The following is a 24,764-nucleotide window of genomic DNA, read 5'->3' as shown; positions in this document are numbered from 1 at the left end:
CGGCGTGCCTTGCCCGCCGCGGACTATTGCTGCAAGTCGTAGGTCTTCAGCAAATCGTAGAGCGTCGGGCGGCTGATCCCCAGCAGCTTTGCGGTGTTGGAGATATTGCCTTCGCTGCGCGCCAGCGCGTGGCGGATTACTTTGCGGTCGGCCTTCTCGCGCGCGGCTTTCAGATTGAGCACATCGGCGCTTTCCTCCGCGCCCTCCCCCAGATCGAGATCGTCGGTGCCCACCAGCTTGTTGTCACACATAATGACCGCGCGCTTCACCCGGTTTTCCAACTCGCGCACATTGCCCGGCCACGCCCACCCGTCGATGGCGGCAAGCGCATCGGGCGCGAAGCCGGTGACGGCGGGGTTCATTTCCTGCGCAAAGCGTTTGATGAACGCCTTGGCGAGCAGCGTCGCATCGCCAGGCCGCTCTGCCAGCGAGGGGATTTTGACCACGATTTCGGCCAGCCGGTAGAACAGGTCTTCGCGGAAGCGGCCATCGGCCACCATCGCTTCCAGATTCTGGTGCGTCGCGCAGACGATGCGGGTGTCGACCGTGATCGCCTTGCGCCCGCCAATCCGCTCGATGGTGCGCTCCTGCAGGAAACGCAGCAGTTTGACCTGCAAGGGCAGCGGGATATCGCCCACTTCGTCGAGAAACAGTGTGCCGCCATCGGCCAGCTCGATCTTGCCCTCGGTCGTCTTCACCGCACCGGTGAACGCACCCTTTTCGTGCCCGAACAATTCGCTTTCGAGCAGGTTCTCCGGGATCGCCGCGCAGTTGATGGCGACGAAATTGCCGCTCTTGCGCGTGCTCGCTTCGTGCAGACCCTTGGCGAGCAATTCCTTGCCCGTCCCGCTCGCGCCCAGCAGCATCACCGAGACATTGGTGTTCGCCACCCGCTCGATAGTGCGGGCGACCTTGACCATTTCGGGGGCCGAGGTGATGAGTCCGCCCAGCACCCGGTTGCCTTCACCCGCCTTGGCGGCGAGCAGGCGGTTTTCTTGCTCGATGGCGTGCAAATTGAATGCGCGGCGCACGATCAGGCCGAGCTGTTCGATATCGACCGGCTTTTGGTAGAAATCATAGGCCCCGCGCTCGATGGCGCCCAAGGCACTTTCGCGCGCGCCATGGCCGGAGGCGACGATCACCTTGGTGTCGGGCTTGATCGCCATGATCGTGTCGAGCACGCGGAAGCCTTCGGTCGTCCCGTCAGGATCTGGCGGCAGGCCGAGATCGAGCGTCACCACCGCAGGCTCTTCCGCCCGCAGCGCGGCAATCGCGGCATCGTAATCGCCCGCAATCACCACGTCGAAATCCTCATACGCCCATTTCAGCTGCGCCTGCAGGCCTGCATCGTCCTCGACGATCAACAGCTTGGGTTTGTGTTCGGCCATTATGCAACCTCTTTTCTGGCGTCCGCCTGCTCGCGCATCGAACGCATGATGTCGCTTTGCGCGCTGAGCGGCAGACGCATGACAAAGCGGGTGCCCATCCCTTCGCGCGAATCGACATCCAGCCGCCCGCCCATTGCCCGCACCAGTTCGCGCGCTTCGTAGGCGCCGATCCCGAACCCGCCGGGCTTGGACGAATGAAACGGCTTGAACAGCCGCGTGCGGATAAATTCGGGAGACATCCCCTCGCCCGAATCGCGGATTTCGATCACCGCGTGGTTCGTCTCTTCGCGCAGGTCGAGATAGACGGGCGCGTCATCCGCTGTCGCATCCACCGCGTTCTGCACCAGATGCACCAGCGCCTGTTCCAGCGCGTCGCCATCGGCGGTCACCAGACATTCGCTGTTGGCCAGCACTTCAACGCGGTGACGCGCGGCATATTGCGCGGCGACCCGCTCCAGCAAGGCACCCAGCACAATTTGCTGCCGCTCCTTACCGCCCAGGCTGCCGTAGCGGCCGAGCCGTGCGAGCAGGGCCTGCAACTTGTCGGTCGAATTGCGCAGGGTGAGGATCATGTCCGCGCGGAAGGCGGGCTTGTCAGCGTGCTTTTCCGCGTTCTTGGCGAGCAGAGAAAGCTGGCTCGCCAGATTCTTGATGTCGTGCATCACAAACGCGATGCGTCGGTTGAACTCGTCGAAACGCTGCGCCTCACCCAGCGCATCCTGGCTCGATTGTTCTGCCAGATAGCTCGCGAGCTGGCGGCCGATCACGCGCAGCAGATCGAAGTCCTCCCAGTCAAGCCGCCGCGCAACCGGCGGACGGGCCAGCACGACAACGCCCACCAGCCGCTCGTAATGCAGCAGCGGCACCATGGCCCAGCTCTGGCCGCTCGCCAGCAGCCATTCGGGGCAGGCAGCGGCGGGAATTCCGGTTTCGGTGCCGCGCCGCAGATCGTCGATATCAACGATGAATTGGCTTTCTTCGAAGAAACGCACGCCCTCGGCGGAAAGCGCCTCGCCCGGCACTTCCAGATCGCTCCAATGCCAGCGCGCGGCGAGCATCAGCCCGCCATCCTCACGCGTGGTGAGGAGCAGGCCGGAGGGGCTATCGGTAATGTCCGCCACCGCCCGGATCGCGCGCTCGGGCAGCGGAGCCGCCTGCGGCCCGGCGCGCCCGATCGTATCGGTGAAGCGCAGCCATTCCGACCGGTAATCATAGCGGTGCTGGAAGAGGTTTTTGGACAGGCTCACCCGCAACCAGCTGCGCAGCCGCTTGGACGGCAGCAGCATCAGGGCCGCAACGCTCGCTAGCAACACAAAGCCGGTTTGCAGCACGCGGCCATAATCGCTGCCGATATAGGCCAGCCCCTGCGCGGCGACGACCATCACCACCAGATAAGCGCCGATCACGAGCAGCGAGATCGACTGGAAGGCAAAGCTGCGTGAGGGGCGGAAGCGCAATTCGGCCTCCTTGCGCGTCGCTCCCAAAGCAAGGATCGCCACCACCGCCAGCACGGTGAAAGCGCGCAGATCCTGCAACAGATGCGGCCGCCCCTCGCCCAGCCAGGCGATGGCATAGAAATTGAGGTCGAACAGGAACAGCAGGCCAAGCGCCGCAGCAGGCCAGCGCAGGCTGAGGCGGGATTGCTGGCTGGCTCCGGCAAACAGGTTGTGCACCAGCACCAGCGCGCCCACGGCAAAGAGCAGGTGCAGGGTGAAGGATATCTGCCAGATCAGCGCCTGCGCTTGCGGCGCGGCGATGAACTGGAAATAGGCCAGCACCAGCCCGAATTGCATCAGCTCGATAAAGCCCAGCGCCACGATCACCGGGCGGATCGGGCCGATCTTGGTATCGCGCTCGTCATAGCCGAACAGGCGATAGAGCATCCACAGCCACGCCAGATTGCTGCAAATCAGCGCAATCTCGGTAATGATGCTGCCGCGCCCGAAGCCTGCGGCGCTAAAGCTCCACAGCGCGATCATGCCCACTGCCAGCGCGTTCACTGCCGCCGCACGGCTGGCATTGCGCTGCAACGCGGCCAGCCATAGCGCCAGCGCGCTGGCACCGACGGCTGCGGCAAGATGCGTCAGATAGACAATCAGGGCCCAGCCGCTGCCCACTACCGCGCCCCCTCCGGCCACAGCACCACGCGCAGCGTTTGCAGCATGATCAGCAGGTCAAGGAAGGGGGTGTAGTTCTTGGCGTAATAGAGATCGTATTCCAGCTTGTGCCGCGAATCCTCGATGCTGGCACCGTAGGGGTAGTTGATCTGCGCCCAGCCGGTAATGCCCGGCTTCACCATATGCCGCTCGGCAAAATAGGGCAGCTTGTCTTCCAGATCCTCGACAAAGGCAGGGACTTCGGGGCGTGGGCCGACAAAACTCATATGTCCGGCGAGAACTGTCCACACCTGCGGCAACTCGTCGATCCGCACCTTGCGGATGAAAGCACCGACGCGGGTAATGCGGACGTCGTTTTTCTCGGCCCATTTCGCACCGTCCTTCTCGGCATCGGTGCGCATGGAGCGTAGCTTGATCAGCTCGAAGGTCTGGCCGTACAGCCCCACTCGCTTCTGGCGGAAGAAGGCAGGCCCTTTGCTGTCCAGCTTCACGATGATCGCGAACAGCGCGATGACCGGAAATGTGAGCAGCAGGAGCAGCAGGCTCGCGACAATGTCGAACCCCCGCTTGGCGACGCTCGAAATCGCGCGGCCAGAGGAAAAGCCATCCGAGAAGATCAGCCAGCTGGGATTGAGCGTGTCGAGATCGACGCGGCCCGTCTCGCGTTCGAGGAAGCTGGAGAACTCGTTGACGTGGACGCCTGCGGTCTTCACTCGCACTAGGTCTTTCAGCGGCAGCGCATTGCGCCTTTCCTCCAGCGCCAACACGACTTCGGTCGCGCCCAAGCTGGCGACATGGGCGCTCAGATCGGAAATGGTCGAGCGGTCAACCGCTTCGGGCAGCACGGAGGGGATTCCGCTCATATTGACGAAGCCGGAAATAACGAAGCCGCTCTCGGGCCGCTCGGCGAGTTTTTTGAGCCGCTCTGCCCGGTGTCCTGCGCCCAGCACAAGAATGCGGCGGCGGAAGGCCGAGGTGCCGAGCAGATTGCCCACCACCAGCCGGTTCAGCGCCAGCAGCACCGAGGCAATCACCATCGCGTAAAGCAGGATTGAGCGCCAGAAGGTCTGCCCCGGCAAGATAAAGTCGATCACCGCCAGCGCCAGAATGGCGAGACTAATTCCCACCAGCAGCCGCGCGGCGGCAAAGCGCATCGAGAGCAGCGCCTCAGGGCCATACACGCCGACCGCGATCATCGCGGTTTGGGTGGTGATGGCGAAACCTGCGAGAATCCACACCCGCTCGACCAGCGGCCCCGCGGCGATCCCGATCTGCATCGTGCGGACATTCCACGCCGCATCGGCTGCCACCAACAGCAGCACAAAGTCGATCAGACCCAGCATAAGAACGGCATGGGGAATATAGTGTTTGAAGAGACGAATCATCGCTCCGACCGGCCAATCTGTTGCGGGCCCACCCCGCTTCATCCGCCGGATTAGCGATGACCTATGAAATGTCGGTAAACTTTACACCCGCTTACAAGGCGATGCATCATCGGCGTGGTTCACAGCTGTGGTAAGCGCGCATTAACCGTATTGGCGGAGCAGGCCTTAACCCATGCGCGGTAATGGCACCCTATGGCAAAGCTCACCAAGCCTCCGATTCCTGCCAAAATGTACAAGCATTTTGCCGTCGCTACGGTCAGTCTGACCGGGGCGATCGCGATGTTTGCCGATGACGGCAACCGCCAAGCGGTAGTGGAGCACGTAGAGGAACGGCAGGAGCAGGAACGCCTGCAACGCGCCAGCGCCGCTATCACCGATTCGCAAGGTTTGGTGCGCAATGATCTGGCTGACCCTGTCGGCGGCTTCGGTTCTGAGGCCAGCGGCGACTACGGCTCGCCCACGGTCAATCCTGGCGGTGCCGGCGGTGGCAACGCAGCCGATCCGCGCCGCCGGCCCGAAGCGGGGGGCGGACGCCGCTCGGTGCCCGGATATGACCAATCGTGGATCGATGCGCTAAGCGAGGAGGATTACCGCATCTTCCTCGAATCGATCAGCGACGAGGCACTCAGCGAATCGCGCACTGCGGCCCAGCGCGCGCAGCAGCAATCATCGATCGAAGCCGAGTCCGCGCGCCGCGCTGGCCGTAGCGGCCGCAGCGCCGACGCGCCGCCGCAATCGTAAGGCTACATATTGTAGGTCGTCACCAGCAGGTAACTGAGGGTGACAACCATAATCATCACCAAGGGCACACCGGTTCGCAAGTAATCGCCGAACCGGTAATTCCCCTCTGCCATAATCAGCATATTGGTCTGGTAGGCGACCGGCGTTGCGTAACACAAATTGCACCCGAACAGCACGGCGAGGATCATCGGCTCAGGCGGCAGGCCCAGCTCAGTCGCGATGGCAAAGGCAATCGGCGTGCCAACGGTTGCCGCGGTCGCGTTCGACGCGAAATTGGTCAGCAAAGTCACGAACAGCATCACCGCCATCAGGACGAAAGCAGGCTGGAGATGAACGAGGCCCGAGGCAAGCAATTCGCCCAGCCAGCCCGCAGCCCCGCTTTCCAGCACGATGCGCCCGATGGCGATGCTGGCCGCCACCAGCACAATGACCTTGCCCGACAGCGCCCGCCCGACCCGGTCAAACTTCACGCAGCCGGTCACAAACATCAGGATCGCCCCGGCGAGCGCGGAAATCGCGATGGGGACTTTGACGAGATAAATCCCCTGCGCCCCGATCCACGGCAGGCCGACCGATGCCAGTGCAACCGCGCCGAACATAATCGCAGCCGAAAGGACGGCTTTGGACCGGCGCGGCATTTCGCGTACACCTTCCAGTTGCAGCAGGCTGTCTCCGGCCACAAACGCCTCCAGCCCGTCGGACAGGCCCATCACCAACAGCACGTCGCCCTCGGCAATCCGGATGTCGCGGCCAAGATCGGCGACATCATCGGCGAAAGGCCGCTTCGGCTTGTGCACTCCCAGCACCGCGACCCCGTAATGGTCGGCAATCCCCGAGCTTGCGAGCGTGCGCCCGACAATCCGGCTGTCGGCGGTCACCACCATTTCGACCACCTGGATATCCTCACGCTTGTGCCGCGACTGTTCGGTGATCTGGTCGACCACCCAGGCGGGCGCGACTTGCCCGCGCAAGACGCGGATGGCGCTTTCCAGCCCTTCATGCGTGCCCGAGATGAGCATCCGCTGGCCGGCCTGGAACTTGCCCGCCGGTCGCTCCTCGAAACGGAAGGCGTCGGGCAGCATATCGGTTATCTCGTCGAAATGACGGTTGGCCAGCTGGCTTTCCGGCGTCACCCGCAAATGGCTGTAAAAGCGCCGGATGCCTTCCTTTAGCTCCGGCGAATTGTCGGGCAGCAGTCGCGGCATGACCAGCCAGAGATAGGGCAGCGCCACCAGCGCCGCCATCAGCACGATAGGCGTAAAGTGGAACACCGACATGGGCGGCATCCCCAGATCGTTCGCGATCCCCACCACCAATAGATTGGTGGAAGTGCCGATGGTGGTCGCCATGCCGCCAATGAGCACCGCCGAATTCAAAGGCATCAGCGTCTTCGATGCGGGCATCGCCCCGCGCTGCGCCAGCGCCACGAAAATCGGCATCAGCAGCACCAGCACCGGCGTATCGTTGACCACCATCGAAAGGCCCATCGCCAGCATTAGCGAAACGAGCATTCCCAGTTGCAGGTTGAACTTCCAGATCCTTTCCAGAACCTGTGCCGCCGGTTCCAGCGCCCCGGTCACCACCAGCCCCCGGCCCAGGATCATCAGAGCGCAAATGGTAATCAGCGCGGGATGGCCAAAGCCGCCAAAAGCCAGCGCCAGCCCGTCGGTCGGCTGGCTGTGCGGCAGGGGATAGAAATACAGCCCCACCGCAATGATCGCGATGGCGAGCAGCGACACGATCTCGATAGAGATGCGGTTGCGCACAAACATTGCGAACACGATTACGGTGAGCGCCATCGCGGCAATCGCGTGGGGGGATGGGGCGTCTATCACGTCACCCGCACCGTTCCCAAAGCGCGGCGCAGAAAGCAAGCCAATTGCGCCAAGCCAATAGCACATGCCCGCCGGGCGCATGCGCCCAAATCCCGCTGGTACCTCTGGCCGGACTCGAACCGGCACTTCGTAAGAAACTCGATTTTGAGTCGAGCGCGTCTACCAATTCCGCCACAGAGGCACCTGAGCGCGGGAAAAAGCGGTTAGCTGGCCTTCAGCGCTTCCGCAATGATCTTGTGCAGGCGTGAATGCAGCGGGTCGTTTCCGGCGATCACTTGCGTATCACAGATCGCCTGCGAGCGGCCGCGATAGTCGGTCACAAAGCCGCCCGCTTCGCGCACCAACAGGCAACCCGCGGCGGTGTCCCACGGGCTGAGATCGCTTTCCCAGAACCCGTCATACCGGCCCGCTGCCACCCAGGCGAGATCGAGCGAGGCCGCGCCGAAGCGGCGGATGCCTGCGACACTGGGGCCGATGGCGTTGTAAATCCGGTTCCATTCGGCAAAATTGCCATGCCCCTGGAACGGAGTACCTGTGGCAATCAGCGCCTCATCGAGATGCCGCCTGCCCGACACGCGCAAGCGCCCGTCGTGCAGCCATGCGCCGCCCGATTTTTCGGCCCAGAAGGTCTGGTCGGTGATCGGCTGGTAGACCACCGCCGCGGTCACATCACCCCATTCGTCCGAACCCAGCTTGCGTTCCTGCACCGCGATGCTGACCGCGAAATGCGGGATGCCGTGGAGGAAATTGCTCGTCCCGTCGAGCGGATCGATGATGAAACGCGGCTTGTCTGCATCGCCTTCCAACTCGCCCGCTTCTTCCAGCAAGAAGCCCCAGCCGGGGCGCGCGACTTTGAGCTCGTCCCACAGGATGCGCTCCGCCGCTTGGTCGGCCTTGGACACGAAATCGCTCGGCCCCTTGCGGCTGACCTGCAAGTGCTCGACCTCGCCGAAGTCACGGCGAAGCCTGCCCCCCGCTTTGCGGGCAGCCTTTTCCATCACGCGGATGATTGCGGGAACTGCGGCCATGGCTAGTTAGCTCGCCTTGCCGACATAGCTTTGTTCGTAGACATCCACCACGATCCGCGTGCCGCTTTCGATATGTGGCGGCACCAGAATGCGCACGCCATTATCGAGCACGGCGGGCTTGTAGCTGGAGGAAGCGGTCTGCCCCTTCACCACCGCATCAGCCTCGACAATCACCGCTTCGATCTGGGTGGGAAGCTGCACGCTGATCGGCTTTTCTTCCCACAGCTCCAGGCTCACCTGCATTCCGTCCTGCAAGAACGGGCGGGCATCACCCAACAGGTCGCTCGGCAGCGTGATCTGTTCGTAGGTGTCGGTATCCATGAAAACGAGCATCGCGCCGTCTTCATAAAGGAACTGGTAGTCCTTGGTATCGAGCCGCACCTTCTCCACCGTATCGGCACTGCGGAAGCGGACATTGGTTTTGCGCCCGTCCTGCAGATTCTTCATTTCGACCTGCATATAGGCCCCGCCCTTGCCCGGCTGGGTGTGCTGGATCTTGGCGACTTTCCAGATGCCTTTTTCATATTCGATGATATTGCCGGGACGGATGTCCACGCCGCTGATCTTCATGGCTCGTGCTTCTTTACTATCCAGAATTTCAAAGATTGGCCGCGCCCTAGCCGCTGGTGCCCTTCGCGGCAAGCGGGATGCGGCGTTATCGCGCCAGTGCGATAGCGCGCAATCGGTTCATGGCGTGCTCAGCCGCGTCTGCTATAGCGGGCAGTATGAAACGGATCGCATTCTCACTCCTTGCTGCCTCGGCTGCTGTTTTCGCCGTTCCTGTCATGGCGCAGGAACAGATTGGCACGATCGAGCGCGGCACCTATAGCTGCGAGCTTCCCGGCGACGCGGCGGGCGCGGTTGGCGTGGCGCAGCCGCAAGAGAGCTTCACCATCACCAGCGCCTCGCGCTATTCCTCGCCGCAGGGCGAAGGCACCTATCTGCGGCGCGGCGATATCGTCACTATGACAAGCGGCCCGCGCAACGGCACACGCTATGCGATCGAGGGGCGGGGCTTCCTCCGCAAGATTGAGAATGGTGTACCGGGCCGCCTGCGCTGCGTGCGCCGGCCGGGGCAATAGAAGTTCACTCTCCAAACAACCAGAAATGGTGCAGGAAATAGACTTCCCGCATCAAGAAGGGCGCTTTGGTGCGCCATGAGCGGTAGCGAGTTGCAGGTGTCGCGCTGGGCTGAGCATCGATACCGAGCGCATCGGCCATCGCCATGGCCCTGCGCAGGTGGAGCGGATCGGAAACGATAATCGCGCTGCTGATTCCGGCATCGCGCATCACCGACTGCGCTTCGACGAGATTCTGCATGGTGGTGAGCGATTGGGTTTCGATTAGGATCGCATCTTCCGGAACGCCCGCTGCAATCGCCGCGATGCGCGCCGCCTCGCTTTCGGCGAGCGTATCGTCTTCAGATCGTGCTCCGGTGAATATCAGATACTGCACGCGGCCTTCACGGTGAAGGTCAACGGCATGGTCGATCCTTGCTTGGAATACGGGCGTGGGCGTGTCCCTCGCCACTGCCGCGCCAAGCACGATGGCGGCGGCGGCTTGGGCTTGAGGCGCTTCCTTCGGTCCGCTTGCAATCCAGACCGCAATCGCGCCAAGCCAGCCGAGCGCAAGCAGCGGTATGGCTAGACGTCGCCGCGTCACTTTAGCTTTGCGGCAAAGGCGTTGATCGCCGCCACTTCATCCCCGCCCCACACCGCGTGGCTGACCGCGAGGAAATCGGCCCCTGCCTCGATCAAGGGCGGGCAATTTTCGGGTGTGATGCCGCCGATGGCAATGCTGGGGATTTCGAACAGCCCGCTCCAGAAGCGGAGGAGTTCTTCGTCCGGGCGGTGTTCGCTCGGCTTGGTCTCGCTGGGGAAGAACGCGCCGAAGGCGACATAGTCCGCGCCTGCTTCCCCCGCTTCCATCGCCAGATGGCGGCTGGCGTGGCAGGTGACGCCGATTTGCATTTCGCGCCCCAGTTCCTCGCGCGCCTCGCGCACATCCCCATCGCCTTGGCCCAAATGCACCCCGTCCGCCTTCAACCGCTTGGCGAGCGAAACCGAATCGTTGACGATGAACGCAACATCGCGGGCCCGGCAGATTTCCAGCAAGGGCGCTGCGAGCCGCGCTGCCTCGTGCGGATCAACGCCCTTCACGCGGAACTGGAACGCGGTTGCCAGCCCCTCCCCCGCCGCCAATGCACGGTCGAGCCGGTGGGCGAAATCGCCGCCCACATCGAGCGGCGAGATCAGGTAAAGCTGGCAGTCTGACATCGGACGCTCAGCAGACCGACGCGGCGCAGATCTGGTCGATCGCCTTGCCCAGCGCCGCGTCAAACTCCGCATCGCTCTGTCCGGCGCGCAAATCTTGCAGCAGGCCGCGGCTGAAGCTGGCAATCATCCGGGGGTTCTTGGCAAGCTCGGCGCAGGCCTCATCGGTCGAATAGCCGCCCGACAGCGCCACCACCTGCAACACCTTGGGATGGTCGAGCAATTCGGTGTAGAGCCCCGCCGTCTTGGGGATCGACAGCTTCAGCATGATCTGCTGGCCTTCGGGCAGCGCATCCAGCTGCTTCAGGATTTCCACCTTGAGGATGTCCTCGCCCTCCGCACGGTCATCCGCAGTAATGTCGTATTCCGGCTCCAGCATCGGCATCAGCCCGGCGGCGATGATCTGCTGGCCGACGGCGAATTGCTGCGCGACGATCTGCGCAATCCCGGCAGAATTGGCGGACTTGATGACCGAGCGCATCTTGGTGCCGAACATCCCTGCTGCCACCGATTTTTCGAGCAGCGTGGGCAGCTTGTCGAGCGGCTTCATCAACTGCACGCCGTCCGCCTCGTCCTCCAGCCCCTGATCGACTTTGATGAAGGGCACCACGCCGCGCGCTTTGAGCGCATCGGCAGTCGGCTTGCCATCGACCATGCCGTCCATCGTCCGTTCGAACAGGATCGCGCCGATCACCTTGCCATTGGCAAAGCTGGGGGCCGTGATGACCCGGCTGCGCATTTCGTGGATCTTGCCGAACATCTCCTCCTCGCCCGACCATTCGTCATCCGCGACGCCGTATCCGCGCAGCGCCTTGGGCGTAGAGCCACCCGACTGGTCGAGCGCGGCGATAAAGCCCTGCCCTGCGGCAATCTTCGCGGTCATTTCGGCGGTGTTCATCTGGCAAGCTCCCTCTCGCGAATACGAATTCGAAACCGGCTCCTATGCTGCGATTCGCACGAGTGCAAGTTTGCGAAGTTTGCCCGTGTGCAGTATCGTAAGACGGGCTCGCTGCGAGCACCGATTGCGCTGTGTAGGAAAGCGGATTTGTGGCTCTTGCCCGCCTTGCTGAAGCGTTCAGCGCGTTGAAAGCAAGGGAAGCGCCCTATGGCATCGATGAGACGACACGCTGCACTTCTTGCTCAGGCCCTCTCCCTTTCCGCCTGCGCCACGGTGCCGGATGCACCGACCCTCACCGGCGGCGAACCGATGCCTGCAGGCAGCGTCGTGGCGCTCCGCCAGCCGGTTGCGGTGGGCGATGTGGTTGTCACGCCGATGCGCGTTGTCGAGGATTCGCGCTGCCCGATCAACGCGCGCTGCGTGTGGCCGGGTCGGTTGGTGGTCGAAACCCGCGTGGATGGCGCAGGCTGGCGCGAGACAGTGCCACTGACATTGGGCGATCCGCAAAGGGTGCGGGGATGGTCGATAAGCCTCGTTTCGGGAGAACCCGGACAAATGGCCGGTAGCGAGCCCGTTCGTGCGGAAGAGTATCGCCTGTCCTACGAAGGCCGCTTAACCTCTAGTGCGGCTTCTTCAACCCGGCGGTGAGGTTGATCGCCACGGAAATCCGCGTGCCCTCGCCATAAAACGGGCGCACCGCGTGTTGCAGCCAGCTGGGAAACAGCACGATCATCCCGGTTTGCGGGCGGACCGAAATCTCGTGCAATTGCGCCCCGCCATCCTCCGCCTTCAGCCGCAGATCGGGCGCAGCCATCTGCACCATCGGACTGCGCGGGTCGAGCAGTTGCAGCTCCCCACCCTGCGCGGGATCGCTCTCGCCTTCATAGCCGTCATCGACATAGGCGACCGCCGACCAATAGCTGCCCGGATGCGCGTGATACTGGTTGGCATTGCCCTTCGTGCTGACATTGGCCCACATTTGCGGCAGCCAGCCGAAGCGGCTCTCTTCCGGCGACTTGATATCGACGCAGGCATCGTCCGCCATGGTCATCGCTTTGAACACCAGCGCCCGCGCCGCTTCGCCGCCCCATTCGAGCATATCGGTGCCCGAATGCCAGCCGCCAATATTGCTGATCGCCAACCCCTTCTTGTCGCGATCCATCGCGGCAAAAATGGCCTCGCGCAGCATGGCAAGGCCCTGCTCGCTATTCAGCCGGTCGATGATGAAGGGCGTTGGGAAAAGCTGGTTGGTTTGGGGCATGGCTTCAGGCGCTAAGCGCCGCCACGCCCGGCAATTCCTTGCCTTCCATCCATTCGAGGAACGCGCCGCCAGCGGTGGAAATATAGGTCACATCCTCGGCCACCCCGGCATGGGCGAGTGCGGCCACAGTGTCGCCGCCACCTGCAACCGAGACCAGCGCGCCCGCCTGCGTCAGTGCCGCAGCGGTCTTGGCAAGCGCCACCGTCGCCTCGTCAAAGGGCGGCGTTTCGAACGCACCCAGCGGGCCGTTCCACACCAATGTGGCGCAGGTTTTGAGCACATCGCCCAGCGCCTCGACCGCGAGCGGGCCGATATCGAGGATCATCTCGTCCGCCGCGACTTCGTGCACATTGCACACGCGCATTGACGGCGGATTGGCGGCGAATTCCTTGGCCACCACCACATCATAGGGCAAGTGGATCGTGCAGCCCGCTGCGTCGGCTGCATCCATAATGGCGCGGGCAGTATCGGTCAGATCGTGCTCGCACAGGCTCATGCCGACATGCACGCCATTGGCGGCGAGGAAGGTGTTCGCCATGCCGCCGCCGATAACCAGATGCTGCACCTTGCGGCTGAGGTTTTCGAGCACGGCCAGCTTTGTGCTGACTTTTGCTCCGCCCACCACGGCCGCGACCGGCGGCTGCGGCGTCCCGAGCGCGGCGTCGAGCGCTTTCAGCTCCTTCTCCATCGCGCGCCCTGCATAGGCGGGCAGCAGATGCGCGAGCGCCTCGGTGCTGGCATGGGCGCGGTGCGCGGCGCTGAAAGCGTCGTTGACATAGAAATCGCCATTGGCAGCGATGCTCTTGGCGAAATCGGCGTCATTGGCCTCTTCACCCGGCCAGAAGCGGACGTTTTCCATCAGCCCGATATCGCCGGGGCGAAGGATATCGATGGCCTGCGCCGCCACCGGGCCGGCGACTTCGGGAATGAACATCACTTCGCGATCCAGCACCCGTTCCAGATCACCCTGCACCATGCTGATGCTCATGGTGGAATGCCGTTCCCCCTTGGGCCGCCCATAATGCGCGAGCAGCAGCACTTTCGCGCCGCGATCCGCCAATTCGAGGATGGTCGGGGCGACCGCGGTGACACGGGTGAGATCGGTCGCCTGCCCGTCTTTCATCGGCAGGTTGAGATCGACCCGCACCAGCGCACGCTGGCCAGAGAGATCCTGCGGCAAATCGTCGAGGGTTTTGAAGGCACTCATATACAAATCTCCGTTCGCCCTGAGCCTGTCGTAGGGCTGTCCTGTCTTTTTGACCTTCGTGCCGGTCGCAAGAAATTGCAGTGCTTCGACACGCTCAGCACGAACGGATGAGTGGGTGCAGCGAGTTTAGAGAAACTTCGCCATCACGCCCGCCGTGTCGATCATGCGGTTGGAGAAGCCCCATTCATTGTCGTACCAGCTCACCACGCGGCACAGCTTGCCTTCGAGCACGGCGGTCTCCAGCGAGTCCACGGTCGAAGACGCCGGGTGGTGGTTGAAGTCGCTCGAAACCAGCGGCTTGTCGGTGTAATCGAGCACGCCCTTCATTGCGCCATCGGCAGCCGCCTTCAGCGCGGCGTTCAGCTCTTCCGCTGTGGTGTCACGACCCGGCGTGAAAACCAGATCGATCAGCGACACATTGGGCGTCGGCACGCGCACGCTCGATCCATCCAGCTTGCCAGCGAGTTCGGGCAGCACTAGGCCGACCGCGCGGGCCGCGCCAGTGGTGGTCGGGATCATGTTCTGCGCCCCGCCGCGCGCACGGCGCATGTCGCTGTGCATCTGGTCGAGCATACGCTGATCATTGGTGTAGGAGTGGATCGTGGTCATGAAACCGCGCTCGATCCCCACCGTCTCGTGCAGCACCTTGGCCACCGGCGAGAGGCAGTTGGTGGTGCAGCTGGCGTTGGAGACGATCACGTCGTCCGCCGTCAGCACATCGTGGTTCACGCCGTAAACGATGGTGGCGGAAACGCCCTTGGCGGGTGCCGAGATCAGCACGCGCTTCGCACCGGCAGCGAGATGCGGACGGCAGGCCTCGTCGCTCTGGAAGAAGCCGGTGCATTCGAGCACCATGTCGACGCCCATCTCGCCATGCGGCAGTTCGCCGGGATTGCGTTCGCTGGTCACGGCAATGCGCTTGCCGTTCACCACCAGCGTGTTGCCATCGACCTCCACCGTGCCGGGGAAGCGGCCATGGGTGGAATCGAAGCCGAACAGCAGGGCGTTGGCGTTGGTGTCGGCCAGATCGTTGATCGCCACCAGCTCCAGATCGTGATCGTCCCGCTCCAGAATGGCGCGCGCCACGAGGCGTCCGATGCGCCCGAAACCGTTGATCGAAACTTTGGTCGCCATAGTCAGAACTCCTGCTTATCCGTTGATCTTGTGTATGATTTGCGGGACGATTGCCTCCGCCGTCAGGCCGAATTTGGCGTAAAGCTGCTCTGCCGGTGCCGATGCGCCGAAACGGTCGATGCCGAAATTCATGCCGTCCAATCCCGTATACCGTTCCCACCCATAGGTCGTCCCGGCTTCAATCGAAACCTTGCATACGTCTGCGGGGAGCATATCGGCCTTGTAGGCGGCATCCTGCTCGTCAAACAGCTCGGTGCAGACCATCGAGACGACATCGGCGCCGATGCCTTCTTTCTCCAGCCGGTCCGCGCATTCAAGCGCGAGCGAGACTTCCGAACCCGTCGCCATCAGCACCACGCCGCGCTTGTTGCCCGCGCGCTTGAGGCGGTAGGCACCAAGGCCGCATTGGTCGGTCTCTTCGGGCGCGTTGCGCACTTGCGGCAGGTTCTGGCGGCTGAGCGCAATCACCGAGGGGCGTTCGGTCTGACGCAGCGCGACTTCCCAGCACTCGGCGGTCTCCACCGCGTCGGCGGGGCGCATCACGAGAATGTTCGGCATCGCCCGCAGGCTCTGCAAATGCTCGATCGGCTGGTGCGTCGGCCCGTCTTCGCCTAGCCCGATGCTGTCATGCGTCATCACATAGACGACGGGGCATTGCTGCAAGGCCGAGAGACGGATCGCGCCGCGCGCATAATCGGTGAAGATCAGGAAGGTGCCGCCATAGGCGGTCACGCCGCCGTGCAGCGCCATCCCGTTCATCGCCGCCGCCATACCGAATTCGCGGATGCCGTAATAGACATAACGGCCCGCATAGTCCTCTGCCGTAAAGGCGGTGATGCCGCCCGCCTTAGTGTTGTTCGAACCGGTCAGGTCGGCGCTGCCGCCGATGGTTTCGGGGAGCTTGGCGTTGATCTGCTCCAGCGCCATTTCGCTCGCCTTGCGGGTGGCGACCTTTTGCGGGTTCTGCATCAGACCCTGCGTGTAGTTGGCGAGCGAGAAGCGCGCGGGCAATTCGCCCGCCATGCGGCGCTCGAATTCGGCCTTCTGCGCGCTCGCATTGAGGCGGCCCTGCCATTCGCAATGCGCTTCCCCGCCGCGCGTGCCGGTGGCGCGCCAGTCTGCGAGGATATCGTCGGGAATGACAAAGGGATCGTGCGCCCAGCCCAGTTCCTTGCGGGCAGCGGCAATCTCGGCCTCGCCCAGCGGGGAGCCGTGGACGCCGCTCGTCCCGCCCTTGTTGGGCGCGCCTTTGCCGATCACCGTGGAGCAGCGTACCAGACTTGGTTTGCCGGTTTCGGCCACGGCGGCGTCAATCGCCTTGCGGATGCTGGCGGGATCGTGCCCGTCGCAGCTCGTCACGTGCCAGCCAGTCGCTTCGTAGCGGGCGGGAATATCTTCCGACGACGACAAATCGACGGCGCCGTCGATGGTGATCTTGTTATCGTCCCACAGCACGATCAGGCGGCCCAGCTTCAGATGCCCCGCCAGCCCGATGGCTTCGTGATTGATACCTTCCATCAGGCATCCGTCGCCCGCGATCACCCAGGTGCGATGATCGACCAGCTCGTCTCCGAACACGGCATTCAGATGCCGCTCCGCCATCGCCATGCCTACGCTCATTGCCAAGCCCTGCCCCAGCGGGCCGGTGGTCGCCTCGACAGCGGGGATGAGGAAGTTTTCGGGGTGCCCCGCGCAGGGGCTGCCAAGCTGGCGGAAATTGCGGATGTCCTCCAGCGTCGGGCTTTCATAGCCCGAGAGCCAGAGCAGCGAGTAGATCAGCATCGAGCCATGGCCCGCGCTCAGCACAAACCGGTCACGGTCGGCCCAATCGGGCGCTTTGGGATCGAATTTGAGGTAGTCCTGCCACAGCACCGTCGCCACATCGGCCATGCCCATCGGCATTCCGGGATGCCCCGAATTGGCCGCCTGCACCGCGTCCATCGATAGCGCGCGGATGGCATTGGCCATGTTGCTGAAACGGGTATCGGCGTCGCTCATTCTTTGCTCCTGCGCCCGCCCCTTACGCGGGGGCGATTCGGTTTCCGGCTGTGTGGTGGGGGCAGCGTGTCAGGTCAAGCAAGTCGCTGCCATGTGCGACGTTTGGCGAGGCTGCGCGGGTGAAGGATATTCACAGCTTTGACGGCCAAGGCTTTGCTCTTGTTACGGATGTGGTTCATCTTTGCTGCGCTATGAGCGACATCTCACCTGCCGACAGGATGCAGCGCGCCCTTGCCCGGATCGAGGCAGCTTTGCGCCGTATCGAGGCGGCCCGAGTTGCGCCCGGCCTGCCGTTCGGAAATGGCGGCAGCAGCAATCCTGAATTGCAAGCCCGGTATGACGCGCTGCAGGCCGAGGCCGCTGCTGCGCTGGCACAGATCGAGGCGGTGCTGGGCACGCTCGAAAAGGATGCCGCGCCATGAGCAATGTCACGCTGGATATTGCCGGGCGCAAATACACCATCGCCTGCGCTGCGGGCGAGGAAGCGCATATCGAAATGCTCGGCGCGTCGATCAACGATAAGCTGGCCAAGCTCGATACGCTGGGCGGACAGTCGCCCGAACGTATCCTGCTCTATGCCGCACTGCTGCTCGCCGACGAATTGCACGAGGCAACCAGCGGCCAGCCCGCTGTCCCCGGCGAAGCGTTGGCGGTGCAGCTGGAGGCACTGGCAGGCCGGATGGAAGAGCTGGCCAACACGGTGGACGGTAATCCGGCTTGAGAAGTGCTGCGCTGCTCCCTACATAGGCGAGTGGCGGTTCTGCCCGGAACGATCCGGAGTGAAAATCCCTGAGGCTATAAGCAAAATCCATGGGAGCTGTCCCTGTTCGGCGCACCAGTTCGGCTGTGGTGCCGGTGCATATGGCGCCCACCTGACGTTGAGGCGTCAGAGGATTTCCAGGAAAACGACCCATGGTGGATCCGCCACATAATTTTTTCGCCCTACCGCTTCGCTACTTGAGGGCGGGTTTTTGCCCTATCGCTCCGCTACTTGAGGGCGGGATCTAAGAATCCGCTCATGCTGAGCCCTTCGACGAGCTCATGCTGAGCTTGTCGAAGCATTGCTTTTTCTTCTAGCGGAATCCCCGAAACTACGAACAATCCTTCGACAGGCTCAGGATGAGCGGAGTGGGTGTGACTGAAGACGTGCAAGACAAGGCGCAGTTGCGCACCAATCTCCGCAAAGCCCGCCGCGAGCACGTTGCGTCGCTGCCTGATGCGGTGAGCGCGCTGGTCTTCCGCCGTCCCCCTGCCCCTGTCATAGAGCTGATCCCCGAAACCGCGACCATCGGCCTCTATCGCGCCGCAGACGCAGAAGCGCCCGCTGCAGGCTATGCGCGTTTCTTTATGGAGGCCGGACACTCCATCGCCCTCCCCCGCATCGGTGATGACGGGGCCATGGCCTTCCACGCGCACACCGACCCGTATGGCGAAAGCGATCTGGAGGAAGGCCCGCACGCCATCATGCAGCCCACCGCCGATGCGCCGCAGGACACCCCGCAGGTGCTTTTCGTCCCGCTTGTCGGCTTCACCGATAGCGGGCAAAGGCTGGGCCAAGGCGGTGGCTATTACGACCGCTGGCTCGCCGCGCATCGGGGAACCATTGCGCTGGGTCTGGCTTGGGATGTGCAAAAGGTGGATGCCCTGCCAATAGAGGATCACGATATGCCGCTTGCCGCCATCATCACCCCCACCCGCATTTACGGGCCGTTCTGATGCGCACCGAACCGACCTGGCGCATCCCCGTCGGCATTCTCGGCCTGTTTGCCGTGCTGATGGTCTACGCCATTGTCATCGCCCGCTATGCACCTGACATTATCGGCGGCTGGCCGGGGATTGTGCAGGCGCTGGTTTACACCACGCTGGGCGTCGTGTGGCTGCTGCCCTTGCGCAATTTCCTGATCTGGATGGAAACGGGCCATTGGGGCGTGCCGAAGGACAAGAGCTAGGCCAGTTCCTCCAGAACCACCCGCCAATCGTCGGGCAATGGCACCGGCCTGCGGGTCTCCCGATCCACATAGACATGGATGAAATGCCCCTCGGCAGCGGGTTCATCGTTCCCTTGCGCGAATATGCCCACTTCATAGCGCACGCTGGACGTGCCGAGCTTCGCCACACGCACGCCCGCCTCCACCGTCTGCGGAAAGGCGAGCGGCGCGAAATAACGGCATTGGGTTTCGACCACGAGGCCGATCACCGCTCCCTCTTCGATATCGAGCACGCCGCGATCGACCAGTTCGGCGTTCACCGCCGTATCGAACCAGGCATAATACACCACGTTGTTGACATGGCCGTAGGCATCATTGTCCGCCCAGCGCGTGGGAATGGCGCGGAACGCCTTGTAGGCTGAACGCGGTTTGGACGGAGTGCGGGAGTTCTCTTTGGCGCTCACAGTGCCGCCTCATACATCCGCCGCGCATCGGCGCGGGTGATGGCGACCGGATTGTTCACCAAGAGCCGCTCCTGCTTCATCGCTTCGTCCGCCAGCAGGTCGAGATGGTCGCCGCCAATGCCCACCTCCGACAGCGTCTTCGGCAAGCCCGCCGCTGTGGCCAGCGCCTGCATTTCGCCAGCGAAAGCATCGGCCAGCACTCTCGCGCCCAGATGGCGCTTCTCCGCCAGTTCGGGCAGCATCACCAGCGCCAGCTCCGCATAAAGCTCCCGCGCGGCGGGCATATTGTGCGCAAGCACTTGCCTCAGCATCAGCGCGTTGGAGAGGCCGTGCGGAACGTGGAAATGCCCGCCCAGCGGATAGGCGAGCGCGTGCACGCCCGCGCAGGGCGCATTGGCAAAGGCGACCCCCGCCAGATAGCTCCCCCGCAACATCGCATCGCGCGCCGCAAGGTTCTCTGGGTCATCGCAAGCGGTCAGCAGATTGCCCCGCAACAGGCGCAAGGCCTCTTTCGCCAGCGCATCCGAGATAGGGTTTTTGAGCCGCTTCGTGGTGTAGGCTTCAATCGCGTGCACCATCGCATCGATCCCCGTCGCGGCGGTCACGTGGCGCGGCAGGCCGGTGGTGAGCGAGGCATCGAGCACAGCGTGCGCGGCATAGAGCGCATTGCTGACAATGCCCTTCTTCTGCGTTTCTCCCACCGTCAGGATCGCGATATTCGTCGCTTCGCTGCCCGTGCCTGCGGTAGTCGGCACCAGCACCAGCGGAGCGCCCTGCCCCTTGGCTTGGCCGACGCCGTAAATATCCGCAATCCGCTCTCCGCTGCCGAGCAGATAGGCCGCCGCCTTGGCGACATCCATGGGGCTGCCGCCGCCAAAGCCGACCACCGACCGCGCGCCCGCCTCCCGCGCCAGTGCCAGCGCGCCGAGCACACTGGCTTCATGCGGGTCTTCCTGCACATCGTCGAACACGACAATGTCACGGCCTGCCAGCCCCGCCAAAGCAGCGTCGCACAAGCCAAGGCGGCGCAAATTCGCATCGGTGACGAACAGCACCGGACCGTCAGGCAGCAGCGGCGCAAGATCGGCGCTCGCGCCGATGCCGGACGTGACCTGCGGGCCATAATGGAAGGTGAAACTGCCGCTCATGCGCGCAGCAATGCCGGTTCATTCCGGCGGAAGCAAGGAGGAGAAAAATCCCAAGTGGCGCGAGTGACGGGACTTGAACCCGCGACCCTCGGCGTGACAGGCCGATACTCTAACCAACTGAGCTACACCCGCGCACTTAAGCGGCTCTAGCGCCTCTTGGGAGCCGCGCGTTTAGTGGAGCCCCGATAGGGTGTCAACACATTGCGCGCGGCTTTTTGCACTCTTTTCCTACCCCGCTAAAATCGTTGCCGGAGCCTCGATCAGTTTCTTCAGCGCCTGCACGAAAGCCGCCGCGTCATAGCCGTCAACCACGCGGTGATCGCAGCTGATCGAGATGTTCATCAGCTTGCGCTTCTCGATCCGCTCGACCCCGTCTGCGCCGGTGACAAACATGGGCCGCTCGACAATCCGATTCGGGCCGATGATCGCCACTTCGGGGCGGTTGATAACCGGCGTTGTCGCCACGCCGCCGAGCGGGCCAAGCGACGTGATGGTGAGCGTCGAGCCGGACAATTCTTCCGACTTGGCCGTGCCGTCGCGCGCCGCATTGGCGAGCCGGGTGATCTCATTGGCGAGCTGGAACAGGTTCTTGCCCTGCGCGTCGCGGATGACCGGCACGATCAAGCCGTTACCGGTCATCGTCGCCATGCCCAGATGCACGCTGCCATGGCGGGTGACGACCCTCGCCTCGTCATCGAAGCGGGCGTTGATCATCGGGAAATCGGGCAGCGCCTTGCAAATCGCGGTGATGAGCAGCGGGAGCATCGTCAGCTTGGGGCGTTCCTGTCCTTTGGCTTCGCGATTTTCGTTGAGCTGAGCGCGGGTGCGTTCCAGTTCGGTAACGTCGCATTCTTCGACATAGGTGAAATGCGGAATGTTGCGCTTGGCCGCCTGCATATTCTCGGCAATGCGTTTGCGCAGGCCGATGACCTTGATTTGCTCGTCCGCGCGGGTTTTGCCCGCACCCGAGAAACCGCCCGAATAGCTTATGAAAGCATCGAGATCGGCATGGCGGATGCGGCCATCCTCGGCGGGTTTGACCTGCGCGAGATCGATGCCGAGATCCCTGGCGCGCGCGCGAACGGCGGGGGTGGCGAGGACTTTCTCTCCCCCTCCCGCACGGGAGGGGGCCGGGGGGTGGGTTTCCGAGGTCTCTGATGCAGAACCCCCATCCCCAACCCCTTCCCTAAGGGGAAGGGGCTCTTCGGGCTCAGGCGTTGGTTCGGGAGCAGGCGCAGGTGCCGCTTCAACCGCGACCGCTTCCTCAACCACATCCTCCGGCACATCGCCTTCAACTTCGATGACGAAGATCGGGCTGCCGATGGCAACCATATCGCCCGCCTCGCCCGCGATTGCGACTAAACGTCCGGTGACCGGACTTTCCAGCGGCACGGTTGCCTTGTCGGTCATCATGTCGACGACTTCCTCGTCTTCATGAACCATATCGCCGACCTTCTTCTGCCAGGTCACGATTTCCGCTTCGGTGATGCCTTCGCCGATATCGGGCATGGGGTGCGTGTATTTGGCCATGGTGCTTACTCTGCCAGAATCTTGTCGATAGCCTCGCCGATGCGGACGGGGCCGGGGAAATAGGCCCATTCGAGGCTGTGCGGATAGGGTGTGTCGAAGCCGGTCACGCGTTCGACCGGCGCTTCGAGGTGGTAGAAACAGCGTTCGGTCACAAGCGCGCTGAGTTCCGCGCCGAAACCGCTGGTTCGCGTCGCTTCGTGCACGATCAGGCAACGCCCGGTGCGTTCGACCGATGCTTCGATCGCTTCGATATCGAGCGGGACGAGCGTGCGCAAATCGAGAATGTCGGCCTCCACGCCCTTCTCGCGGCACACCGCTTCGGAGACGTGCACCATGGTGCCATAGGCGAGGATCGTCAGCTGGTCGCCTTCGGTCACTTTGCGCGCCTTGCCGAGCGGCACCTTGTAATAGCCATCGGGCACTTGCGCATCATCGCGGCCTTTCCAGCTTTTCGCAGGCTTGTCGTAAAAGCCGTCGAACGGGCCGTTATAGATGCGCTTGGGTTCGAAGAAGATGACCGGATCATTGTCTTCGATGCAGCTGATCAGCAGACCCTTGGCATCGTAGGGCGTTGCCGGAATGACGGTTTTCAGGCCCGAGACATGGGTGAAAATCGCTTCCGGGCTCTGCGAGTGCGTCTGCCCGCCGAAAATGCCGCCGCCAAACGGGCTGCGCACCGTCATAGGGGCGATAAATTCGCCTGCCGAGCGGTAGCGGAGGCGCGCCGCTTCGGAAATGAGCTGGTCAAGCCCTGGATAGATGTAATCGGCGAACTGGATTTCGGGCACCGGGCGCAGGCCATAGGCCCCCATCCCCACCGCCACACCGATAATCCCGCATTCGGAAATCGGCGTATCGAAAACGCGGGTCTTCCCGTGCTTTTCCTGCAAACCGGCGGTGCAGCGGAAGACGCCGCCGAAATAGCCGATATCCTCGCCCAACAGGATCACATCGGGATCGCGGGCGAGCATCACGTCGAGCGCGGAATTGATCGCCTCGATCATATTCATGTGGCGCGCCTCGCCCGCTTCGGCAGCGGGCGACAGCGTGGTGTCGGTCTGGCTCATTCTGCAGGGCCCTCCGGCCATTTGATCGCGCGTTCGCGGATGGCCTGTTCGCTCTGTTCTTTGAGATGCCACGGCAGTTCCTCGAACACATCTTCGAACATCGTGGCGAAGGGATGGTGCAGGCCGTGGCCGAGAATGCCGTTCTTCTCCGCCTCCTTCTGCGCGTCTTTCACCAGCTGGTCGAGCTCGGCGTCCTGCGCCTCCTGCTGCTCTTCCGACCATTCGCCCAGCGCAATCAGGTGGTTCTTGAGCCGCATGACAGGATCGCCAAGCGGCCATTCGTCACGCTCCTCGGCGGAGCGGTAGGCGGAGGGGTCATCCGAGGTCGAGTGGCCCTCGGCGCGGTAGGTGAAGTGCTCGATCAGCGTCGGCCCGCCATTGCTGCGCGCGCGGTCGGCGGCCCAGCGTTCGGCGGCATAGACCGCGAGCGGATCATTGCCGTCCACCCGCAGCCCTGCAATGCCATAGCCGATGGCGCGCGCAGCAAAGGTTGCGCGCTCGGCGCCGGCAAAACCGGAGAAGGACGAAATGGCCCACTGGTTGTTGATGACGTTGAAAATGACCGGCGCGTTGTAAACCGTGGCGAAGGTCATGGCAGAGTGGAAGTCACCTTCCGCCGTGCTCCCCTCGCCCACCCAGGTCGCGGCAATGCGCGAATCGCCCTTGCTCGCGCTGGCCATAGCAAAGCCCACCGCCTGCGGCAGCTGGGTCGCCAGATTGCCGCTGATGGTGAAGAAACTAAGCCGCTTCGAGCAATACATGATCGGCAGCTGGCGGCCTTTCAGCTTGTCGCCCTTGTTCGAATAGATCTGGTTGATCATCTCGACCGGCGAGTAACCGCGCGCGATCAGGCAGCCCTGCTGGCGGTAGCTGGGGAAGATCATATCGTCCCCCGCGAGCGCGTGCGTGGCGCAGACGCTGGTCGCCTCTTCGCCAGTGCACTTCATGTAGAAGCTGGTCTTGCCCTGCCGCTGGGCGCGGTACATCCGCCCGTCAAAAGCGCGCACTAGCGCCATTTCGCGCAGCATCCGGCGGAGGGTATCGGCATCAAGGCGCGGATCCCACGGGCCGTGTGCCTTGTTATCGTCCCCCAATACGCGGATCAGATCGGTGCACAGCGGATAGGTCTCGCGCGCTTCGCACACCTCGTCCGGACGCGGCTGCTCGCCGGGTTCGGTGATGTTCAGATCGCTGAAATCGACCGTGTCGCCGGGCCGGTATTTCGGCTCGGGCACATGGAGCGCAAGCGCGGGGCGGTTGCTGCCCTGATCCTTGCCGGCCTTGGCCATGCTGCTCTCCCAATTGGCGCCGCGAAAGCCTCGGGCGCGCGTTAGATTGTTTTATGCTGGCGCATTTATATTA

The 24,764-nt window shown here is 63.2% G+C and carries 25 protein-coding genes and 2 tRNA genes; 7 read left to right on the top strand and 20 right to left on the bottom strand.

Going from position 1 to position 24,764, the window contains the following annotated elements; genetic code table 11:
* Window positions 1–23: 23 nt before the first annotated feature.
* The 3 genes from prsR to GC121_RS11165 are packed head-to-tail and all read right to left on the bottom strand — an operon-like array spanning window position 24 to window position 4,890.
* Entirely contained in the window at window positions 24–1,388 is a 1,365-nt protein-coding gene (gene prsR, locus GC121_RS11175) for a PEP-CTERM-box response regulator transcription factor (protein ID WP_151974372.1), read from the bottom strand.
* On the bottom strand, window positions 1,388–3,505 hold the full coding sequence (prsK, locus tag GC121_RS11170) for an XrtA/PEP-CTERM system histidine kinase PrsK (RefSeq protein WP_234421215.1): 2,118 nt from the start codon (window positions 3,503–3,505) through the stop codon (window positions 1,388–1,390). The genes prsR and prsK overlap by 1 nt, the downstream gene beginning before the upstream one ends.
* Window positions 3,505–4,890: a TIGR03013 family XrtA/PEP-CTERM system glycosyltransferase gene (locus GC121_RS11165; protein WP_151974368.1), complete on the bottom strand. Its 1,386-nt coding sequence runs from the start codon at window positions 4,888–4,890 to the stop codon at window positions 3,505–3,507. The genes prsK and GC121_RS11165 overlap by 1 nt, the downstream gene beginning before the upstream one ends.
* A gap of 228 nt (window positions 4,891–5,118) precedes the next feature.
* Between GC121_RS11165 and GC121_RS11160 the strand changes: the two genes are divergently transcribed.
* Entirely contained in the window at window positions 5,119–5,631 is a 513-nt protein-coding gene (locus GC121_RS11160) for a hypothetical protein (RefSeq protein WP_151974366.1), read from the top strand.
* A gap of 2 nt (window positions 5,632–5,633) precedes the next feature.
* On the opposite strand, the gene GC121_RS11155 is transcribed toward GC121_RS11160, so the two are convergent.
* From GC121_RS11155 to efp, 4 genes are all read right to left on the bottom strand, one after another.
* Window positions 5,634–7,466 (bottom strand): SLC13 family permease, encoded by a 1,833-nt coding sequence (locus GC121_RS11155; RefSeq protein ID WP_151974364.1) that lies wholly within the window; start codon window positions 7,464–7,466, stop codon window positions 5,634–5,636.
* Between the two features lie 96 nt (window positions 7,467–7,562).
* Window positions 7,563–7,647 (bottom strand) — tRNA-Leu (locus tag GC121_RS11150).
* Between the two features lie 22 nt (window positions 7,648–7,669).
* On the bottom strand, window positions 7,670–8,494 hold the full coding sequence (locus tag GC121_RS11145; protein ID WP_151974362.1) for an inositol monophosphatase family protein: 825 nt from the start codon (window positions 8,492–8,494) through the stop codon (window positions 7,670–7,672).
* Between the two features lie 6 nt (window positions 8,495–8,500).
* Window positions 8,501–9,064, bottom strand: a complete 564-nt coding sequence (efp, locus tag GC121_RS11140; RefSeq protein ID WP_151974360.1) for an elongation factor P — start codon at window positions 9,062–9,064, stop codon at window positions 8,501–8,503.
* 155 nt (window positions 9,065–9,219) lie between these two features.
* Here efp and GC121_RS11135 point away from each other — a divergent pair, with 155 nt between their 5' ends.
* Window positions 9,220–9,576: an elongation factor P gene (locus tag GC121_RS11135; protein ID WP_151974358.1), complete on the top strand. Its 357-nt coding sequence runs from the start codon at window positions 9,220–9,222 to the stop codon at window positions 9,574–9,576.
* A 4-nt stretch (window positions 9,577–9,580) separates the two neighbouring features.
* Here the strand turns inward: GC121_RS11135 and GC121_RS11130 are convergent, their stop codons facing one another.
* The 3 genes from GC121_RS11130 to GC121_RS11120 are packed head-to-tail and all read right to left on the bottom strand — an operon-like array spanning window position 9,581 to window position 11,665.
* A complete protein-coding gene (locus tag GC121_RS11130) occupies window positions 9,581–10,156 on the bottom strand; it encodes a YdcF family protein (protein ID WP_151974356.1) in 576 nt (191 codons plus the stop codon).
* Window positions 10,153–10,770 carry a thiamine phosphate synthase gene (gene thiE, locus GC121_RS11125; protein WP_151974354.1) on the bottom strand — a complete coding sequence of 206 codons (618 nt, stop codon included), beginning with the start codon at window positions 10,768–10,770 and terminating at the stop codon, window positions 10,153–10,155. The genes GC121_RS11130 and thiE overlap by 4 nt, the downstream gene beginning before the upstream one ends.
* A gap of 7 nt (window positions 10,771–10,777) precedes the next feature.
* Window positions 10,778–11,665, bottom strand: a complete 888-nt coding sequence (locus GC121_RS11120) for a fructose bisphosphate aldolase (RefSeq protein ID WP_151974352.1) — start codon at window positions 11,663–11,665, stop codon at window positions 10,778–10,780.
* 273 nt (window positions 11,666–11,938) lie between these two features.
* Here GC121_RS11120 and GC121_RS11115 point away from each other — a divergent pair, with 273 nt between their 5' ends.
* Window positions 11,939–12,313 (top strand): hypothetical protein, encoded by a 375-nt coding sequence (locus GC121_RS11115; RefSeq protein WP_234421214.1) that lies wholly within the window; start codon window positions 11,939–11,941, stop codon window positions 12,311–12,313.
* Here GC121_RS11115 and GC121_RS11110 read toward each other — a convergent pair.
* The 4 genes from GC121_RS11110 to tkt form a co-directional block, all read right to left on the bottom strand.
* Entirely contained in the window at window positions 12,285–12,926 is a 642-nt protein-coding gene (locus GC121_RS11110) for a 2OG-Fe(II) oxygenase family protein (protein ID WP_151974348.1), read from the bottom strand. The genes GC121_RS11115 and GC121_RS11110 overlap by 29 nt on opposite strands.
* Window positions 12,927–12,930: 4 nt before the next feature.
* Window positions 12,931–14,133, bottom strand: a complete 1,203-nt coding sequence (gene pgk / locus GC121_RS11105; protein WP_151974346.1) for a phosphoglycerate kinase — start codon at window positions 14,131–14,133, stop codon at window positions 12,931–12,933.
* Between the two features lie 126 nt (window positions 14,134–14,259).
* The gene (gene gap, locus GC121_RS11100) at window positions 14,260–15,267 is read right to left on the bottom strand and encodes a type I glyceraldehyde-3-phosphate dehydrogenase (protein ID WP_151974344.1); all 1,008 of its coding nucleotides are present in this window, start codon (window positions 15,265–15,267) and stop codon (window positions 14,260–14,262) included.
* A gap of 15 nt (window positions 15,268–15,282) precedes the next feature.
* Window positions 15,283–17,265, bottom strand: coding sequence for a transketolase (gene tkt, locus GC121_RS11095; protein ID WP_151974342.1), 1,983 nt, complete (start codon window positions 17,263–17,265; stop codon window positions 15,283–15,285).
* Window positions 17,266–17,456: 191 nt separating this feature from the next.
* Between tkt and GC121_RS11090 the strand changes: the two genes are divergently transcribed.
* The 4 genes from GC121_RS11090 (at window position 17,457) to GC121_RS11075 (ending at window position 19,214) form a co-directional block, all read left to right on the top strand.
* Window positions 17,457–17,687 (top strand): hypothetical protein, encoded by a 231-nt coding sequence (locus tag GC121_RS11090; RefSeq protein WP_151974340.1) that lies wholly within the window; start codon window positions 17,457–17,459, stop codon window positions 17,685–17,687.
* Window positions 17,684–17,986: a cell division protein ZapA gene (locus GC121_RS11085; RefSeq protein WP_151974338.1), complete on the top strand. Its 303-nt coding sequence runs from the start codon at window positions 17,684–17,686 to the stop codon at window positions 17,984–17,986. The genes GC121_RS11090 and GC121_RS11085 overlap by 4 nt, the downstream gene beginning before the upstream one ends.
* A 413-nt stretch (window positions 17,987–18,399) precedes the next feature.
* Window positions 18,400–18,981, top strand: a complete 582-nt coding sequence (locus GC121_RS11080) for a 5-formyltetrahydrofolate cyclo-ligase (RefSeq protein ID WP_234421212.1) — start codon at window positions 18,400–18,402, stop codon at window positions 18,979–18,981.
* Window positions 18,981–19,214, top strand: a complete 234-nt coding sequence (locus tag GC121_RS11075; RefSeq protein WP_151974335.1) for a DUF2842 domain-containing protein — start codon at window positions 18,981–18,983, stop codon at window positions 19,212–19,214. The genes GC121_RS11080 and GC121_RS11075 overlap by 1 nt, the downstream gene beginning before the upstream one ends.
* Here GC121_RS11075 and GC121_RS11070 read toward each other — a convergent pair.
* The 6 genes from GC121_RS11070 to GC121_RS11045 form a co-directional block, all read right to left on the bottom strand.
* On the bottom strand, window positions 19,211–19,657 hold the full coding sequence (locus tag GC121_RS11070; protein ID WP_151974334.1) for a thioesterase family protein: 447 nt from the start codon (window positions 19,655–19,657) through the stop codon (window positions 19,211–19,213). The two genes, GC121_RS11075 and GC121_RS11070, sit on opposite strands and share 4 nt — an antisense overlap.
* Window positions 19,654–20,805 carry an iron-containing alcohol dehydrogenase gene (locus tag GC121_RS11065; protein ID WP_151974333.1) on the bottom strand — a complete coding sequence of 384 codons (1,152 nt, stop codon included), beginning with the start codon at window positions 20,803–20,805 and terminating at the stop codon, window positions 19,654–19,656. Before GC121_RS11065 ends, GC121_RS11070 begins: the two co-directional genes overlap by 4 nt.
* 55 nt (window positions 20,806–20,860) lie before the next feature.
* Window positions 20,861–20,937 (bottom strand) — tRNA-Asp (locus tag GC121_RS11060).
* 96 nt (window positions 20,938–21,033) lie between these two features.
* Window positions 21,034–22,335: a dihydrolipoamide acetyltransferase family protein gene (locus tag GC121_RS11055; protein WP_151974332.1), complete on the bottom strand. Its 1,302-nt coding sequence runs from the start codon at window positions 22,333–22,335 to the stop codon at window positions 21,034–21,036.
* Between the two features lie 5 nt (window positions 22,336–22,340).
* Window positions 22,341–23,402: an alpha-ketoacid dehydrogenase subunit beta gene (locus GC121_RS11050; RefSeq protein WP_151974331.1), complete on the bottom strand. Its 1,062-nt coding sequence runs from the start codon at window positions 23,400–23,402 to the stop codon at window positions 22,341–22,343.
* The gene (locus tag GC121_RS11045) at window positions 23,399–24,691 is read right to left on the bottom strand and encodes a thiamine pyrophosphate-dependent enzyme (RefSeq protein ID WP_151974330.1); all 1,293 of its coding nucleotides are present in this window, start codon (window positions 24,689–24,691) and stop codon (window positions 23,399–23,401) included. The genes GC121_RS11050 and GC121_RS11045 overlap by 4 nt, the downstream gene beginning before the upstream one ends.
* Between the last annotated feature and the right edge of the window lie 73 nt (window positions 24,692–24,764).

The sequence above is a fragment of the Erythrobacter sp. EC-HK427 genome, assembly GCF_902498745.1.
Classification (GTDB): Bacteria; Pseudomonadota; Alphaproteobacteria; order Sphingomonadales; family Sphingomonadaceae; genus Alteraurantiacibacter.
This window is presented reverse-complemented; position numbering and strand designations above follow the sequence as displayed.

Coding starts and splice junctions, on each gene's coding strand:
- prsR (WP_151974372.1), bottom strand. CDS start 1,388: ATGGCCGAACACAAACCCAAGCTGTTGATCGTCGAGGACGATGCAGGC.
- GC121_RS11165 (WP_151974368.1), bottom strand. CDS start 4,890: ATGATTCGTCTCTTCAAACACTATATTCCCCATGCCGTTCTTATGCTG.
- GC121_RS11160 (WP_151974366.1), top strand. CDS start 5,119: ATGTACAAGCATTTTGCCGTCGCTACGGTCAGTCTGACCGGGGCGATC.
- GC121_RS11145 (WP_151974362.1), bottom strand. CDS start 8,494: ATGGCCGCAGTTCCCGCAATCATCCGCGTGATGGAAAAGGCTGCCCGC.
- efp (WP_151974360.1), bottom strand. CDS start 9,064: ATGAAGATCAGCGGCGTGGACATCCGTCCCGGCAATATCATCGAATAT.
- GC121_RS11135 (WP_151974358.1), top strand. CDS start 9,220: ATGAAACGGATCGCATTCTCACTCCTTGCTGCCTCGGCTGCTGTTTTC.
- thiE (WP_151974354.1), bottom strand. CDS start 10,770: ATGTCAGACTGCCAGCTTTACCTGATCTCGCCGCTCGATGTGGGCGGC.
- GC121_RS11120 (WP_151974352.1), bottom strand. CDS start 11,665: ATGAACACCGCCGAAATGACCGCGAAGATTGCCGCAGGGCAGGGCTTT.
- GC121_RS11110 (WP_151974348.1), bottom strand. CDS start 12,926: ATGCCCCAAACCAACCAGCTTTTCCCAACGCCCTTCATCATCGACCGG.
- pgk (WP_151974346.1), bottom strand. CDS start 14,133: ATGAGTGCCTTCAAAACCCTCGACGATTTGCCGCAGGATCTCTCTGGC.
- gap (WP_151974344.1), bottom strand. CDS start 15,267: ATGGCGACCAAAGTTTCGATCAACGGTTTCGGGCGCATCGGACGCCTC.
- tkt (WP_151974342.1), bottom strand. CDS start 17,265: ATGAGCGACGCCGATACCCGTTTCAGCAACATGGCCAATGCCATCCGC.
- GC121_RS11090 (WP_151974340.1), top strand. CDS start 17,457: ATGAGCGACATCTCACCTGCCGACAGGATGCAGCGCGCCCTTGCCCGG.
- GC121_RS11085 (WP_151974338.1), top strand. CDS start 17,684: ATGAGCAATGTCACGCTGGATATTGCCGGGCGCAAATACACCATCGCC.
- GC121_RS11075 (WP_151974335.1), top strand. CDS start 18,981: ATGCGCACCGAACCGACCTGGCGCATCCCCGTCGGCATTCTCGGCCTG.
- GC121_RS11065 (WP_151974333.1), bottom strand. CDS start 20,805: ATGAGCGGCAGTTTCACCTTCCATTATGGCCCGCAGGTCACGTCCGGC.
- GC121_RS11055 (WP_151974332.1), bottom strand. CDS start 22,335: ATGGCCAAATACACGCACCCCATGCCCGATATCGGCGAAGGCATCACC.
- GC121_RS11050 (WP_151974331.1), bottom strand. CDS start 23,402: ATGAGCCAGACCGACACCACGCTGTCGCCCGCTGCCGAAGCGGGCGAG.
- GC121_RS11045 (WP_151974330.1), bottom strand. CDS start 24,691: ATGGCCAAGGCCGGCAAGGATCAGGGCAGCAACCGCCCCGCGCTTGCG.